General features: G+C 69.8%; 15 protein-coding genes. 5 read left to right on the top strand and 10 right to left on the bottom strand.

All coding sequences use genetic code 11. From position 1 onward, the window contains the following. Positions 1 to 160 precede the first annotated feature (160 nt). Entirely contained in the window at positions 161 to 634 is a 474-nt protein-coding gene (locus HLA95_RS19105) for a RidA family protein (RefSeq protein WP_191059872.1), read from the top strand. A gap of 6 nt (positions 635 to 640) precedes the next feature. On the opposite strand, the gene HLA95_RS19100 is transcribed toward HLA95_RS19105, so the two are convergent. From HLA95_RS19100 to HLA95_RS19065, 8 genes are all read right to left on the bottom strand, one after another. Beyond that, entirely contained in the window at positions 641 to 2,254 is a 1,614-nt protein-coding gene (locus HLA95_RS19100; protein ID WP_222184193.1) for an MFS transporter, read from the bottom strand. Then, a complete protein-coding gene (locus tag HLA95_RS19095; protein ID WP_191059562.1) occupies positions 2,251 to 2,697 on the bottom strand; it encodes a DoxX family protein in 447 nt (148 codons plus the stop codon). The genes HLA95_RS19100 and HLA95_RS19095 overlap by 4 nt, the downstream gene beginning before the upstream one ends. Before the next feature lie 29 nt (positions 2,698 to 2,726). Further along, positions 2,727 to 4,694 carry an amidohydrolase gene (locus HLA95_RS19090; protein ID WP_191059563.1) on the bottom strand — a complete coding sequence of 656 codons (1,968 nt, stop codon included), beginning with the start codon at positions 4,692 to 4,694 and terminating at the stop codon, positions 2,727 to 2,729. After that, positions 4,691 to 4,984, bottom strand: coding sequence for a XapX domain-containing protein (locus HLA95_RS19085; RefSeq protein WP_191059567.1), 294 nt, complete (start codon positions 4,982 to 4,984; stop codon positions 4,691 to 4,693). Before HLA95_RS19085 ends, HLA95_RS19090 begins: the two co-directional genes overlap by 4 nt. A gap of 52 nt (positions 4,985 to 5,036) precedes the next feature. After that, positions 5,037 to 5,690, bottom strand: a complete 654-nt coding sequence (locus tag HLA95_RS19080; RefSeq protein WP_191059564.1) for a hydrolase — start codon at positions 5,688 to 5,690, stop codon at positions 5,037 to 5,039. Positions 5,691 to 5,951: 261 nt separating this feature from the next. Next, on the bottom strand, positions 5,952 to 6,320 hold the full coding sequence (locus tag HLA95_RS19075; protein WP_191059565.1) for a response regulator transcription factor: 369 nt from the start codon (positions 6,318 to 6,320) through the stop codon (positions 5,952 to 5,954). A gap of 95 nt (positions 6,321 to 6,415) precedes the next feature. Next, positions 6,416 to 7,063, bottom strand: a complete 648-nt coding sequence (locus HLA95_RS19070) for a response regulator transcription factor (RefSeq protein WP_191059566.1) — start codon at positions 7,061 to 7,063, stop codon at positions 6,416 to 6,418. After that, a complete protein-coding gene (locus HLA95_RS19065; protein WP_222184192.1) occupies positions 7,060 to 8,670 on the bottom strand; it encodes a sensor histidine kinase in 1,611 nt (536 codons plus the stop codon). The genes HLA95_RS19070 and HLA95_RS19065 overlap by 4 nt, the downstream gene beginning before the upstream one ends. Before the next feature lie 303 nt (positions 8,671 to 8,973). Here HLA95_RS19065 and HLA95_RS19060 point away from each other — a divergent pair, with 303 nt between their 5' ends. Continuing rightward, complete coding sequence (locus HLA95_RS19060) at positions 8,974 to 9,870, top strand: alpha/beta fold hydrolase (protein ID WP_222184191.1); 897 nt, start codon at positions 8,974 to 8,976, stop codon at positions 9,868 to 9,870. Here HLA95_RS19060 and HLA95_RS19055 read toward each other — a convergent pair. Then, on the bottom strand, positions 9,847 to 10,968 hold the full coding sequence (locus tag HLA95_RS19055) for a GAF domain-containing protein (protein WP_222184190.1): 1,122 nt from the start codon (positions 10,966 to 10,968) through the stop codon (positions 9,847 to 9,849). The two genes, HLA95_RS19060 and HLA95_RS19055, sit on opposite strands and share 24 nt — an antisense overlap. A 209-nt stretch (positions 10,969 to 11,177) precedes the next feature. On the opposite strand from HLA95_RS19055, the gene HLA95_RS19050 reads away from it, so the two are divergent. Further along, positions 11,178 to 12,797 carry a GMC family oxidoreductase gene (locus HLA95_RS19050; protein WP_191061413.1) on the top strand — a complete coding sequence of 540 codons (1,620 nt, stop codon included), beginning with the start codon at positions 11,178 to 11,180 and terminating at the stop codon, positions 12,795 to 12,797. Between the two features lie 77 nt (positions 12,798 to 12,874). Beyond that, positions 12,875 to 13,651, top strand: a complete 777-nt coding sequence (locus HLA95_RS19045; protein ID WP_222184189.1) for a response regulator transcription factor — start codon at positions 12,875 to 12,877, stop codon at positions 13,649 to 13,651. Positions 13,652 to 13,660: 9 nt separating this feature from the next. Here HLA95_RS19045 and HLA95_RS19040 read toward each other — a convergent pair whose 3' ends face one another. Then, positions 13,661 to 14,137: a MarR family winged helix-turn-helix transcriptional regulator gene (locus tag HLA95_RS19040; RefSeq protein WP_191061520.1), complete on the bottom strand. Its 477-nt coding sequence runs from the start codon at positions 14,135 to 14,137 to the stop codon at positions 13,661 to 13,663. Between the two features lie 168 nt (positions 14,138 to 14,305). Between HLA95_RS19040 and HLA95_RS19035 the strand changes: the two genes are divergently transcribed. Continuing rightward, positions 14,306 to 15,100 carry an alpha/beta fold hydrolase gene (locus HLA95_RS19035; protein ID WP_191061521.1) on the top strand — a complete coding sequence of 265 codons (795 nt, stop codon included), beginning with the start codon at positions 14,306 to 14,308 and terminating at the stop codon, positions 15,098 to 15,100. The last annotated feature ends 218 nt before the right edge of the window (positions 15,101 to 15,318 follow it).

The following is a 15,318-nucleotide window of genomic DNA, read 5'->3' as shown; positions in this document are numbered from 1 at the left end:
GTCCAGCCGATCAATAGCCCTGGGCCTGTTCCCCGGCTTCTCCTGGTCGCCTCAAGTCAATGGTTTCTAGCTGTAAGGTCAGATCGCAGCAAACCTAAGTATCATTGCACCTATCCGAGCCTGTGCGTTACCGCGGGTCGTCAGGCGAGGAGAGAGGCAGATGACAAAGGCAGCGGGACTTCTGGACAAGAAGCTGGCCTATCACGGCGTTCCCTGGGAGGAGGCGTACGGCTACGCGCAGGCGGTCCGGGTCGGCCAGACGATCTATGTATCCGGCCAGCTCAGCCATGACGAGACAGGCCGGCTCGTCGGCGCCGCACCGCTCGATGCGACGGGCAGGATCCTGGACGCATCGAACATGGAGCTCCAGATGCGCACGAGCTACGCGAATGCGGCGAAGCTGCTGGCAGGGTTCGGCGCCACGCTCGACCACGTCGTCGAGGAAACGGTGTTCGTGACGGACATGGACGCCGCCTTCGCGGTTGTCGGCGCGGTACGCAAGGCAGCCTACGGCACGGACCGCCCGGCCTGTGCTAGCACGATCGTGGAGACCCCGCGCTTGGCCCTGCGTGGGCAGCTCGTCGAGGTCGGTTTCACCGTGGTCCTGCCGGCCGACCGCACCGCTCCCGCTTAAGTGGCATCATGGCTGGCTGTGCAGCCCGAGCAGATGGGTGACGACCGGGGGGTGCGGCCCGGCATGGAACTGCGCCACCTCGGCCTGGATGTCCGCGTCGGCCCGCGAGACCCGCGCGTGCTGGCGCAGATGCTCGGCCCAGGATTCAACCATGAACCACTCGACGATGCGCTCCGGTTCGGCGGCATCCTCGCTCACCCCCCAGGCAAAGGCGCCGTCGCGACGCCGCTCGGATGCCAGCCGGCTCATGGCAGCCAGGAAGCCCGCGCGATTCTGGCGGGCGATGCGGTACTCGATCGTGACCGTGACCGGGCCGCGATCATGCTCGACCGGCCAGGCGATGGCCGGCTCGGGCCAATGCGACGAGGGTGTCAGGTCGGCCTCGCCCATCGGCAGCTCCAGGCGCCGGACGGTGAAGGCGACGACGACCAGGGCCGCGGCCGCCGCCACCAGGGTGGCCTGGAGGCCCACCGCTTCCGCCACCAGGCCCCAGAGCAGGCTGCCGGCGGCCGAGGCGCCGCTGAACACCGTCAGGTAGATCGCCAGCCCGCGGCCGCGCACCCAGTCCGGCAGGATGGCCTGGATCGTGCCGTTCAGCGTGGTCAGCGCCGCGATCCAGGCGCCACCCAGGACCAGCAGCAGCAGGACGGCCAGCCATTGCGGCGGTGCCGCCGCCAGTGCCCCGCTGACCGCCGCGGTGATCAGCGTGGCGCCCAGCATGATCCCATCCGCGTCGGTGCGCGCCCGGATCCGCGGCAGCACCGCGGCACCGACGATCGCCCCGGCGCCGACCGCACCCAGCAGCAGGCCGTAGAAGCCGGCACCGCCTTCGAGCAGACGACGCGCCACCAGCGGCAGGAGCGCCCAGATCGCGCTGGCGCAGATGAAGAACAGGACGGCGCGCAGCAGCACCCGGTGCAGCTCGCGGCTGGCGCGGGCGTAGCGCAGCCCCGCCCGGAAGGCACCGCCGAAGCGCTCGTGCAGCGCGTCGTCGGCCCCGGCCGGGCGGCGCCACCAGAGCAGGGCGGCGATGACCACGACATAGCTCAACAGATCCGCGCCATAGGTCGCGGCCGCCCCGAAGGCCACGAGCAGCACGCCGCCCAGCGCCGGGCCGATCGAGCGGGCGATGTTGAAGCCCAGCGAGTTGAGCGCCACCGCGTTGCGCAGCTCCGGCCGCGGCACGAGCTCGGGCACGATCGCCTGCCAAGCCGGCCCCATCAGCGCCGCGCCGATCCCGCCCAGAAAGGTCAGCCCGACCAGGATCTCGACGGTCAGCCGGTTGGCCAGCGCCAGCGAGAGCAGGGTGGCACTGATCAGGCCGAGCATGACCTGGACGCCGATCAGGAGCCTGCGGCGATCGACGATGTCGGAGAGCACGCCGGCCGGTATCGCCATCAGGAAGATCGGCAGGGTGCCGGCGACCTGGATCATCGCCACGGCCGCGGGCGAGCCGGACAGGTCGGTCACCAGCCAGGCGCTGGCGACGTCGCGCATGAAGGTGCCGACATTGCCGAGGATCGTGGCTGCCCACAGCACGGCGAAGACCGGCTGCCGCAACGGCGCGAATGCCGATGATGGAAGCGTCTTGCCGCCGGCGCCCGTTGCCCCCGCCGTCACAGACCCGCACCCCGGCTGGAACGGCTGGACAGGATGGCCAGCAGAGCGAGGCCGCCGATGATCGAGACATGCTCGAAGAAGATGTTCTGGTGCAGGAAGCGCTCGGCCGCCGGCTTCAGCCAGAAGGCATGGGCGAGCAGCGTCGCCATCGCCGTGAATCCCGCGAGCCCGGCCGCACCGACCCAGGCATAGCACCCCCCTGCGATCAGCAGGGCCGAGCCGCCGAGCTGGGTCACGATGACCAGCAGGGCGAAGAGTGCTGCTGGCTCCAGCCCGGTCAGGCCACGGATCTCGGCCGTGGCACCGCCGAAATCCACGAGCTTGGCGATGCCGCTGAGCAGGAAGGGCAATGCCACCGCGACCCTGGCAACGAGGGCCAGCCAGGACCGGTCGAGCAGGTTCTGGACGGCCGGCTGGATGGCGGAGGTCGGCGAGCTTGGCATGACGCGCATCCCCGGTTTATCGCTTGTAGTCAGACGGCCCAGCAGGAACAGCCGAGCACGCCCCAGAAGGCGGCTTCGTCGCGCGCGGGCACTGCTACGGCGAGCGCCCTGGCATGGGCATGGCCATGGACACCGCAGGCGTTAGTGCAGCCGCAGGCGGCGGCGAACGTCTGGTCGCGATCGACCAGGGCCGCTCGCCTCTGGTAGCCGCCAAAGCGCCTGACCGGGGACCAGTCCGGCATGGCCGGTGGCAGCGGCGGGGCCAGCCCCTCATACGCGCCGCTGCCGTGCACCGGCTTGCCGCCCAGCAGGGTCAGCACGCTCTCGATGTCCTGGATGTCGTCCTCCGGCACGGTCAGGTAGTCGCGGTCGAGAACCGCCAGGTCGGCGAGCTGCCCCGGCCTGATCTGGCCCTTCTTGCCCTCCTCGGTCGAAAACCAGGTATTGGCTTCGGTCCAAAGCCGGAGCGCGCTTTCGCGGTCGAGCAGGTTGCGCTCCGGGTAGAGCTGCAGGCCGCCCAGCGTCCGGCCGGTGACGAGCCAGGCGAGCGAGACCCAGGGATTGTAGCTGGCGACCCTGGTGGCGTCCGTGCCGGCACCGACCGGCACGCCCGCCGCCAGCATGCGCGCCACGGGCGGTGTCCGCTGGGCGGCCTCGGCACCGTAGCGTGCGACGAAATCCTCGCCCTGGAACATCATCCGGTGCTGCACGGCGATGCCGCCGCCGAGCGCCGCGATGCGGTCGATATTGCGGTCGCTGATCGTCTCGCAGTGGTCGAAGAACCAATGCAGGCCCTCGAGGGGCACGTCACGGTCGACCTTCTCGAACACGTCGAGCGCCCGGGTGATCGTCTCGTCATAGGTGGCATGGAGGCGCCACGGCCAGCGGTTCTGCGCGAGCAGCCGCACCACCGGCTCGAGATCGCCCTCCATCGAAGGGGGCATCTCCGGGCGCTCGGCCCGAAAGTCCTCAAAATCGGCAGCACTGTAGACCAGCATCTCGCCGGCACCGTTATGGCGGTAGAGATCGTCGCCCTGGCCGGGCTTCACCTGCTGCGACCAGCTCGCGAAATCCGCCAGCTCCTGCTGCGGCTTCTGGGTGAAGAGGTTGTAGGCGATGCGCAGGGTCAGCTCGCCATCCGCATGCAGCTTCTCGACGATGGCATAGTCGTCCGGATAGTTCTGGAACCCTCCGCCGGCATCGATCACCGTGGTGACGCCCAGCCGGTTCATCTCGCGCATGAAATGCCGCGTCGAGTTGAGCTGGTATTCCGGGGGCAGCTTCGGCCCCTTGGCCAGCGTCGCATAGAGGATGGTGGCGTTGGGCCTGGCCAGGAGCAGCCCGGTAGGATTGCCCGCGGCATCGCGCTGGATCTCGCCGCCCGGCGGGTCGGGCGTGTCCTTGTCATAGCCGACCACCCGCAGGGCCGCGCCGTTCAGCAGGGCGCGGTCGTAGAGATGCAGGATGAAGACCGGCGTGTCCGGTGCGATCGCATTGATCTCGTCCAGCGTCGGCAGGCGCTTTTCAGCGAACTGGTGCTCGGTGAAGCCGCCGATGACGCGCACCCATTGCGGCGGTGGCGTCACGGCCACCTGCTTGCGCAGCATCTCCATGGCCTGGCCCAGCGAGCGCACCCCGTCCCAGCGCAGCTCCATGTTGTAGTTCAGGCCGCCGCGGATGATGTGCATGTGGCTGTCGATCAGCCCCGGCACGACGCGGCGGCCACCCAGATCGACGATCCGGGTGGACGGGCCGGCCAGGCTGCGCATGTCCGCTTCGGCGCCGACGCCGATGAAGCGCTCGGCCCCGATCGCCACGGCCTGCGGGTCCGGGTTGCTCCGGTCGAGCGTGGTGAAACGCCCGTTCACCAGGATGAGGTCGGCAGGCATGGTGCTGGCTTCCGAGGCGGATGGTCGAGTTGCGGGGGCAAGGCCCAGCAGGGCCGAGATGGTGCTGGCGGCAGCGCCGATGGCGGTCTGCCTGCGGGTGGGGTTCATGACCGGAACCTTTCCGCGTCGCTGCTGTACGTCCCGGCCTTGCCCTGGGCCGGCGCTCGGGCGGGCAGCGCGCCGAAGACATGCTCGCCGCACTCGCTCCTGAGCCAGCCCAGGTCGAGCCGTTCGCCGGCGACGACACGCTTGGCGATGGGCACGATCTGCTCGCCGGCGAGGATGCCCAGCAGGCCGATCAGCGCCACCACCGGTGGTGCCGGCGAGCGCACGTTGAGCAGGCTGTAGATCACGCCGACGAGCAGGCCCACAGCCAGGGCCAGCACATAGATCTTCATCTCGCCCCCCGAATATCCCGTCACCGGCGGGCCAGCCCGCCGGTCGCGTGCCTCAATGGCCTTCCTGCGCCCCGAACATCGTCTTGGCGTAGGTGATGCCGAGCCCGTAGGCGCCGCCGAGCTCGCGGGCGATGCCGGTGGTGAGGCCGTAGGTCTCCGCGCGGGCCCAGTCGCGCTGCAGCTCCAGCAGGTACTGCAGGGCGGTCATCGGCCTAGCACCGGCCTGGATCATGCGCTCCATGGCGCGCTCATGGGCCTCGTCCGTGACGTCGCCGCAGGCATCGGCGACGACATAGACCTCGAAGCCCTGGTCCAGGGCCGAGAGCGCCGGGCCGACGATGCAGACGCTGGTCCACAGGCCCGCCATGACGAGGCGCGGCTTGCCGATCTCGTTGACGCGCGCGACGACCGCCGCGTCCTCCCAGGTGTTCATCGAGGTGCGGTCGAGCAGTGGCTGCCCCGGGAAGGCGTCGACGATCTCGCCGAACATGGGCCCGGAAAAGCCCTTCGCGGCGACCGTGGTCAGGATGGTCGAGACGCCGAAGCCGGCGGCTGCCTGGGAGATCAGGGCGGCGTTGTTGCGCAGCGTGACCGCATCGATCGACTTGGTCGCAAACGCCATCTGCGACTGGAAGTCGATGAGGATCAGCGTGTGGTCGGCAGGCTGGAGCAGCCCCTTGCCAGGAGCGGGGGAAGCGGTCGGCATGGCGGATCACTCCGGTGCATGGTTTGGCTTGGCGAATGTCGACATGTCGGACCGTTACGGGGCGCTGCCCGGTGTCGGCCATTTCGGCGTGTCGCCGCGGTCATGGGCGGCAGGCGAGGTAGCCGGGGCTGCCGGGGCCTGGCCCGGGATCCATCGCTACCTTCCTCGACGGGGAGACGTTCTACGAGCGGCGGAACGGTCGAAACAATTGCACCGAGGTGTGGTGCAGCCTGTGCCTGGGCCCAATCGCTCCTGGCCGGACTAGTCGGTCAGGAGCGACTGGAGGGCCTGCAGCAGTTCCTCCGGATCGCACGGCTTGGCCAGATAGGCGCCCACCCCCAGGGACTGCGCCTGGCGTCGCGTGGTCTCGTCGGGATAGGCGGTGACCAGGATCGTCGGGACCGGGTTGCCGTCAGCGGCCAGGTGACGGCAAAGGTCGAGGCCGCCCATGACGGGCATGCGCATGTCCGTGATCACGCAGCGGACGCGGCGGGCATGGCCCGAGCGCAGGAAGGCCAACGCACCGGCAAAGCCGATGGCCGCCAAGCCCATGGCACCCAGGAGGTCGATCATCGCAGCGCAGGCCGCGGCGTCGTCATCGATCACGGCGATCGGAAGAACTGCACGCATCCGCGCCGGCCCAGCCTCCGCGCGCCCGGCGAGATCAGGAGCCGCGGCCGGGTTCGCGCGTCCCGACCATGCGCAAGGGCGCAGGGTAGGCTCAATTATACCCTGGTATCCTCGGCCTGACCCGCGCGCTCGGCGGCGGCGAGCCGGTCCGCGATCCGGACGAGGTCGGCGATCGAGTGCGCCCGCAGCTTCTGCATCACCTGGGCCCGGTGGACCTTGACCGTGACCTCGCTGAGCTGGAGCGCCTGTGCGATCTGCTTGTTCATCTGGCCGGCCGCGACCAGCGGGAGGATCTCGCGCTCGCGCGGCGTCATCGCTGCGGCAAGCGCACGCAGTTCCGCCAGCATGGCGGCCCGGGTCCGCCGGGCCCGGTCGAACTCGATGGCGCGATGCACGCTGTCCAGCAGATCCTGGTCGCGGAATGGCTTGGTCAGGAAATCGACCGCGCCGGCCTTCATCGCCGCCACCGACATCGGCACGTCGCCATGCCCGGTGATGAAGACGATCGGCGGCGGATGGGCGGAACGGCTAAGCTCGCGCTGGAACTCGAGGCCGCTTTGGCCCGGCAGCCTCACGTCGAGCACCAGGCAGGCCGGCAGGTCCGGGCGCGGCGCCTGCTGAAAGGCGCGCGTCGATTGGAACAGCATGACCGAATGACCGACCGAGCGGAGCAGGCTCTCGAGCGAGACCCCCATCGCCGGGTCGTCATCGACGACGAAGACGATGGATTCCTGCTCGCTCATCGGACGGGCCCCCCTGCTTCGGGCCCTGTTGCTTCGGGCATGGCTGCCGAGGCCGGCAGCGAGAACTGGAAGACGGCGCCGTGCGGCGTGTTGTCCGACGCCCACAGCCGCCCCCCATGGGCCTCGATCGCAGCGCGGCAGAACATCAGTCCCATCCCCATCCCGTCCGGTTTGGTCGTGAAGAATGGCTCGAACATGCGCTCCCTGTCGACCGGCGGCAAACCGGTGCCGCTGTCGGCGACCGCAACGACCACCTCGCTGACCGCGTGGCGGCGCGAGGTGACCTGCAGCAGGCGCGGTCGTGCGGTGCCGCGCATGGCGTCGACCGCATTCTCGACGAGATTGGCCACCACCTGGCGGAGCTGCGCGGGATTGCCGATGACCGGTGGCAGATCCCGCTCCAGCCCGGTCGAGACCGAGACGCGGCCGAGCCGGGCTTCATCCTGGCATTGGGCCAGCACGGCTTCGATCAGGCCGTTGAGATCGAGCGGCACCCGCTCCTGGGCACCCTTGAGGAACATCGTGCGGATGCTGGCGACGACCTTGCTGGCGCGATGCCCCTCCGCGACGATCCGGCCGAGTGCCGCCGTCGCCTCCTCGATCCGGGGTTGCTCGTGCTTCAGCCAGCGCAGCCCGGCCGAGGCGTTGGTCACCATGGTGGCAAGGGGCTGGTTGACCTCGTGCGCAATCGAGGCCGAGAGCGCCTCCATGGCGGTCAGCCGGTTCTGGCGGGCGCGGCGCTCGGCCAGGACCGAGCGTGCCAGCCGTGCATGGACCGTGGTCGCCTCGGACAGGAGCACGAGCAGCACGAGGCTCGCGGAAGCCAGTCCGTAGAGGCGCCCAGCCCACCAGCCGACGCTCAGCCTGGTCCCCGCGCTGACATAGGAGAGCAGCACGAGCTCGATCAGCAGGGTGAACAGGACGACCATCAGCCAGATGTCGAGCATCGAGCGTCGCCGCAGGCCGAGCGCGATCAGGCCCACGGCATAGAGCGTGATCGCTGCGGCCGGCACGAAGCGCCACAGCCCGCTGACCTTGCGCGCGTCGATCATGAGCCTGGGCAGCACATCGTCGTGCGCGACGATCAGCCAGGCCGCCAGGGCCACGGCCGTCACGACCCCGGCGATGCTGAAAAGGATGGCCCGGTACGCGGCGGCCGGCGGGAGCTCGCGATCGGCCAGCACGGCATAGGCGATGACGAACAGGGGGAAACTCAGGCGCCGGATCGCCCCGATTGCCGCGGTACTCTGCGTGGCGCCACCGCCGGTGAGGGCATCGAACGCGCCGGGAAAGGCCAGCACCCAGGGCACCACCATCACGCCCGAGAACAGATAGCCGACCGCGAGCAGCAGCATCGCCCGGGAACGCTGCACATGGAACAGCGCCATGAGCAGGGCGGAGGTGAGCAACTCGATGACGAAGACCGCGGCCGCATAGGCCGGCAAGAGCGCCTCCGTCCCCTCGGTCGGCTGGCGCGCATAGGGGGTCGTCGCGGCCAGGGCCACGAGCAGCAGCGCGGCCACGCCGGCCGCCAGGCGGAGCTGGTGCCGGGTCGGCGGCGATGCCAGCGGCGAGAGGCGGGCGGAGGCTGTTTCGTATGGGTTCACGCAACCTCGCATATCGCCCGGTGCGCAACGCGAGGCGGCCACGCCCCGTCATGGGCGGGCCCGGGACGGGCATCGGTGCCGGTGGCTGGACCGACATCACCATCACGCTCATGCCGACTCAAGGGAATAGCGAGCGGCGTATCATGGTCCTGCCCCCCGGGGGCAGGTGTCGCTGGTGCAGTCATTCCGGGCCTGGGCCCGGTGAATGCTACATCTGCAACACGATCACGCCCCCTTTGAAGCGCATCCGAAACCGTGCCCGGCTAGCTGTGCCGCCGCCTTGATGGTGGAACGGAGAGCAGGATGCACGGCGACGACAAGCGGAACGCGCGGGGGGAAATGACGATTGCAGGCAGCGTCCTGTCGGTCGTGGAGGCCGGGCATGGCCTGCCCGTCCTGCTCGGCCACGGGTTCTTGTGGAACTGGCGGATGTGGCAGCCGCAACTGCGCGCCCTGTCGTCCTGCTGCCGGGTCATCGTGCCGGAATTGTGGGGGCATGGCCGGTCTGGGCCGCTGCCCAGCGGCACCCGCACCCTGGCCGATCTGGCCCGCCACATGGTCGAGCTGCTGGACCGGCTCGAGATCGAGCGCTGCGTCGTCATCGGCTCATCGGTCGGCGGCATGTGGGGTGCCCACCTCGCGGCGCGGGCGCCGGAACGGGTCGCCGGGCTGGTGCTGATGAACAGCCATCTGGGCGAGGAGCCCGTGGCCAAGCGGCTGACCTATACGGCGATGCTCGACCAGATCGAGGCCGCCGGCCGGGTCAGCGAGGAGCTGGTGGCAGCGATCACCCCGCTGTTCTTCGCCGCGGATGTCGAACAGCGCATGCCGACCCTGCCGCACCGGCTGCGCCAGCAGATCCATGGCTTCGATGCCGACACGTTGCGCCGGTCGATCGTGCCGCTGGGGCGGGTGATCTTCGACCGCAGCGATGCGCTGGGCCTGCTGGCGGACATCACGGCACCCGCGCTGGTGGTCACCGGCGAGGGCGACCGTGCGCGGCCGCCGGAGGAGAGCCGCGCGATGGCGGCCATCCTCCAGGCCGAGCTGGTCACGATCCCGGACTGCGGGCATACCGCCACGCTCGAACAGCCGGAGGTGGTCAATGCCGTGCTGCTGCGCTTCCTGGACCGGCTGGGCTGGAGCATGCCGCCAAAAGCTGCCGTCCTGCCCGGGTCAGGGGCCGGCACGAGCTGGTGACGGCGGCTCGGCCCGCCGCCCCGCCTGCCGGAGTGCCTCGCGCAACTGCCGCTCGGTCGCGCGCAGGCGGACCTCGGCGGAGGCCAGGCCGGCCAGCGCCAGCAGGGCCTGCGCCTCCTGCTCCTCCAGCCCCCGGGGCCGGCAGTCGATGACGCAGAGCGAGCCCACGGCAAAGCCGGCACCGTCGAGAATCGGGGCACCGGCATAGAAGCGGAAGCCCGGCTCGCCCGCCACGGCCGGATTGTCGGCAAAGCGCGGATCGGCCGCTAGGTCCTCGACCGCGAAGACTCGCTTTTGCAGGATCGTGTAGTTGCAGAATGCCCAGCTGCGCGGCGTTTCCGGCAGATCCAGCCCGAAGCGCGACTTGAACCACTGCCGCGTGGGCGTGAGCAGGGTGAGCAGCGAGATCGGCGCGCCGAGCGCCTGGGCGGCCAGCCAGGTCACCCGGTCGAACGCCTCCTCGGGTGCCGTGTCCAGCAGCCCGGTGCGTTCCAGTGCCGCCAGCCGCTGGCCCTCATTGAGCGCGATCGGGAAGGCGGTGCCGGTCGGCACCGTCACGGGTCCGGCATCGGCCAGGGAGCGGCGCAGCGCGGCCACCGCCTGTTCTGCCGTGCCGCTGCGGATCACCCGGTCATGCCGGTCGGCTGCCGCGATCGACCCGTCGGCAACCGCCAGGATCCGGCTGTGGCCCAGCGACGGGTCCGCCAGGACGCTGTGCAGAAACGCCAGCCGCAAGGGATCCGCATCCGCCAGATCGACCAGCACGGCGCAGGGGCGGGTGGCGCCGATCGCGAGCAGTGCTGCATGGGTGTCGGTGAAGAGTTCCGCCGTGCATTCGCCGATACCGGCGAACAGAAGCTCGTAGTCGGGCAGCCGGCCGGCCGATGCCACGACCACGGCGGTCGCGGATAGTAGGGACGGTGGCCGGCCCTCGATCAATGCCTCGATGTCGGCGCGGTAAACGCGGCGATGCCCACCCGGCGTCTTCCATGACGGGATGGAGCCGCCCTCGATGAGCAACTGGGCCGTGCGCACCGAGACGCCGAGCAGCCTGGCCGTGTCCGCCGTCGTCAGGATGTCCTTCTGCGCCTTTGCCATCACGTCCCTTCCGCCGCCCGCCCGTAAGGATAGTGGCTGCAGCCAAAAATGAAAGAGTTGCTAAATTTGATAAAATTGATAATCACCGTGCCGCCTCGAGTGCCAGCGGGTTTCGCCACGGCAGCACCCCTGGCCACGGCGCCGGCCGCATCGTCCGGAGCACGCCTCCGCGTGCCCGATGCCCGGTCATGCAAGGAGGACATTTTTCGATGATCAAGGATGCCGCCTTTCCCGAGGATCGGGATTTTCCCCGGCGGGCACAGGAGAACCAGGCGCGGCTGGCCGCCGGGCTTCGGCCTCATTACGACTTCATCGTCTGCGGTGCTGGTGCCTCCGGCTCGGTGATCGCCCGGCGTCTGGCGGAGAACCCTTCTGTCCAGGTGCTGCTGGTCGAAGCCGGCGGCAGCGACGATGCCGAGACCGTGCTGGACCCGGCCCGGTGGCCCGAGAACCTGGGCAGTGCCCGCGACTGGGGGTTCCAGGCGCAGCCGAACCCGCATCTGAACGGCCGCACGCTTGCCATGTCCATGGGCAAGGGGCTGGGCGGCGGCTCCAGCGTCAATGTCATGGTCTGGGCGCGCGGGCACCGCAGCGACTGGGACTTCTTCGCCTCGGCATCGGGCGACCCCGGGTGGGGCTACGATGCAGTGCTGGACATCTATCGCCGGATCGAGAGCTGGCAGGGGGCGCCCGATCCCCACTACCGGGGGAGTTCCGGGCCGGTCTGGGTCCAGCCGGCCGCCGACCCCAGCCCGATCGCACACGCCCTGCTCGACGCGGCCCGGGAGCTCGGCATCCCGACCTTCGCCCATCCGAACGGCCAGATGATGGAAGGGGACGGGGGCGCCGCCATCACCGACATGCTGGTCCGCGACGGCCGGCGCCATTCGCTTTATCGCGCCTATGTCCGGCCCTTTCTGGACCGGCCCAACCTGACGGTGCTGACCGACACGGTCGTGCGCCGCGTGGTGATCCATGACCGGCGCGCCATCGGCGTCGAAATCGTCCGTGCCGGGCAGGTCCACACGATCGGGGCGAGCGCGGAGGTCGTGCTGTCACTGGGCGCCATCCAGACGCCCAAGCTGCTGATGCACTCAGGCATTGGCGATCTTGAGGAACTCGGCCGCTTCGGGATCCCGGTGGTGCAGCACCTGCCGGGCGTGGGGCGGAACTTTCAGGACCATGTGTCGTTCGGCTGCACCTGGGAATATCGGGAACCGCTCGTCCCCCGGAACAGCGGCAGCGAGGCGACGCTCTACTGGAAGAGCCGGCCCGACCTGGAAGCACCGGACCTCCTGTTCTGCCAGGTCGAGTTCCCGGTGCCGAGCGAGCGGACTGCGGCGCTCGGCGTGCCGGCGCATGGCTGGACGATGTTCGCCGGTCTGGCGCACCCGGAGAGCCGCGGCCGCCTGCGCCTGCAGAGCGCGGACCCGATGAGCCCACTCGTGATCGACGCGAACATGCTGGCCGAGCCCGCGGACATGACGGCCGCCAAAGCCTGCGTCTCCTTGTGCCGTGCCCTGGGCAATGCCCGGGCGTTCTCGCCCTTCGTCCGGCGCGAGGCCATGCCGGGCGAACTCAGCGGTGCAGCGCTGGAAGCCTATATCCGCGATGCCGCCGTCACCTACTGGCACCAGAGCGGCACCGCGAAGATGGGGCGGGACGAGCTGTCCGTCGTGGACGGCGCGCTCAAGGTCTACGGGATCGAGGCGCTGCGCGTGGCGGACGGCTCGATCATGCCGCGGGTGACGACCGGGAACACCCAGGCGCCCTGCGCGGTCATCGGCGAGCGGGCCGCCCAGATGCTGCGTGCGGCGCATGGGCTGTGACCAGCGCAGGCTGGCCAGCACCCCTCGAGGCGGCGGAACGCCGGAAGGGGCGAGCCGTCCTGGCAGCCCCCGGGCCGATGCATCATCTGGCGAATGCCCAGGCGTTCCCGGCCCATATGATGCCGTCCGCGCAGGTCCAGCGCCTGGGCCGCGTGCTGGTGGTCGATGACGACCCCGGGCTCCGCGGCAGGATCACGCGCTGCTTTGCGGATCATCGCTACCTCGCCCAGGGTTCGTCCGGCGGCGATGCCACCCGGCATCTGCAGCACGGCCCGTTCAGCCTCGTGGTGCTGGATGCCTGGCCGGTCACCTTCGACGGCCTGGACCTGCTGCGCCGGATCCGCGCGTGCTCCGACGTGCCGGTGATCCTGGTCACCGGGCAGGGCGAGGGCGCCATCGACCGCGTCGTCGGGCTGGAACTGGGTGCCGACGACGTTCTCTGCGCGCCGCTCGACCTTCGCGAGCTGCTGGCGCGGGCCCGCGCCATCCTGCGGCGCCAGCAGGCGGGCCGGCGCCCGGCGGCAGCCCCACCTAAGGGCGGCTACCGCTTCGCCGGCTGGGAGCTGCACCATCGCAGCCGGGTCCTGAGGGACCCGGCAGGTGCCGCGGTCAGGCTGACCAGGAAGGAGTTCGCGCTGCTGGTGGCCTTCCTCGAGGCGCCGGGGCGGCCGCTCTCCCGTGCCCATCTCATGCGGGCGACCCGGATGCACGAGGATGTCTTCGACCGCAGCATCGACATCCAGGTGCTGAGGCTGCGGCGCAAGATCGAGGCCGACCCTGCTGCCCCCAGGCTGATCCGGACCGAGCGCGGCCTGGGCTACCTCCTGAACGCCCGGGTGGAGCTCCTGTTCTGAGCCGGGCCGTCAGCCGTCGGACTGCGTGCCGCCCTGGTCGCCGATATGGCGGTAGACGGCATCGCGCAGCCGCTTGATGTCCCGGTTGAGCTCGCCCAGCCGGGCCGGCGACTGCGCGGAAGCCGCGAGCAGCGTGTCGCCCAGGCAGCCGGCCCGGGCACGAAGATCCCGTCCGGCCCCCGTCAGCTCGACCACGACCTGGCGCTCGTTGGCGGGGTTGCGCGTCCGCCGGACCAGGCCGGCCGCTTCCAGCCGCTTGAGCAGCGGCGTCAGCGTGCTCGATTCCAGCGCCAGCTGCTCGGCGATGCCGCCTACGGTCTGGCCGTCCGCGCGCCACAGGACATTGAGCACGAGATATTGCGGATAGGTCAGCCCGAGCCCGTCGAGCAGGGGCTTGTAGGCGCGCTGGATGGCCATGCCCGCCGAGTAGATGGCAAAGCAGAGCTGATCGTCCAGCGGCACCGGGCCGGCGGCGTCCTCGGTCATGGCAGGCTCCTTTGCCATCAGGCGATGGTGAACACACGATAACAGATATCGCGATAAATTAATCTGGACAAGGCAGCGACGCGTGGCTATGTCGTAATTTATCGCGATAAAAATTATCGGGCATGACAACACTCCCGTTCCCCGACCACCCTGGTTAGGAGTGCACCCATGATCAGCAGGATCCAGAAGCTCGCCATCGCTGCCGCCGCCGCGGCGAGTGTCGCGGGCCCGGCCCATGCCGGACCGCCCAGCGGCAAGCCTGTGGACCAGGCGCCGCGGAATGTCGTGCTCGTGCACGGCGCGTTCGCCGACGGTTCGGGCTGGCGCGGCGTGTATGACGAGCTGACGGCGCGCGGCTATCGCGTGACGGTCGTCCAGAACCCGCTGACCTCGCTGGCCGACGACGTCGCGGCCACCAGCCGGGTGCTGGCCCGCCAGGACGGCCCGACCATCCTGGTCGGCCACAGCTATGGCGGCACCGTCATCACCGAAGCCGGCGTCGATCCCAAGGTCGCGGGCCTCGTCTATGTCTCGGCACTGGCCCCCGATGTCGGCGAATCGACCGGCGACCAGTTCGCGGAGATCCCCGCCCCGCCGGGCTTCGTCATCGAGACCGGCGCGGACGGCTTCGGCTTCGTGAACATGGAGAAGTTCAAGCTCGGCTTTGCCGGGGACACCAGCGATGCCGACGCCGCGTTCCTGCGCGACTCGCAGGTGCCGATCAACATGGCGATCTTCGGCGAGAAGGTCACCCACGCTGCCTGGCGCACCAAGCCCAGCTGGGCGGTGGTGGCGACTGAGGACGGCGCCATCGACCCGAAGCTCCTGCGCCATACCGCCCGGCGCATCGGCGCCGTCACCACGGAAGTCGAGGGCAGCCATGTCGTCTTCCTGACCCAGCCCAAGGCCGTCGCCGATGTGATCGACGAGGCCGCCCAGGGTGCGGCCCGCAAGTCCCAGTGAGGCCGGCCCATCCGTGTTGCCGCGGGCATCGCTGTCGGGCGAGCGGGGCTTCATGCTCCGCGCGCCTTGCCCCGCGCAGGAAATCGCGGGGCACAGCCATTCAGCTTGATTACATCTGCAGCAGACTATCTGGCTGCAACTGCAGTATTCGGCAGCATGGAATTTGACGAGGCCGCCGCGGGAGGCGAGGGGAACTCGATCAGCTTCTCTGTCCCGAT

It is taken from the genome of Geminicoccus harenae, from assembly GCF_019800005.1.
GTDB classification, from domain to species: domain Bacteria; phylum Pseudomonadota; class Alphaproteobacteria; order Geminicoccales; family Geminicoccaceae; genus Geminicoccus; species Geminicoccus harenae.
This window is presented reverse-complemented; position numbering and strand designations above follow the sequence as displayed.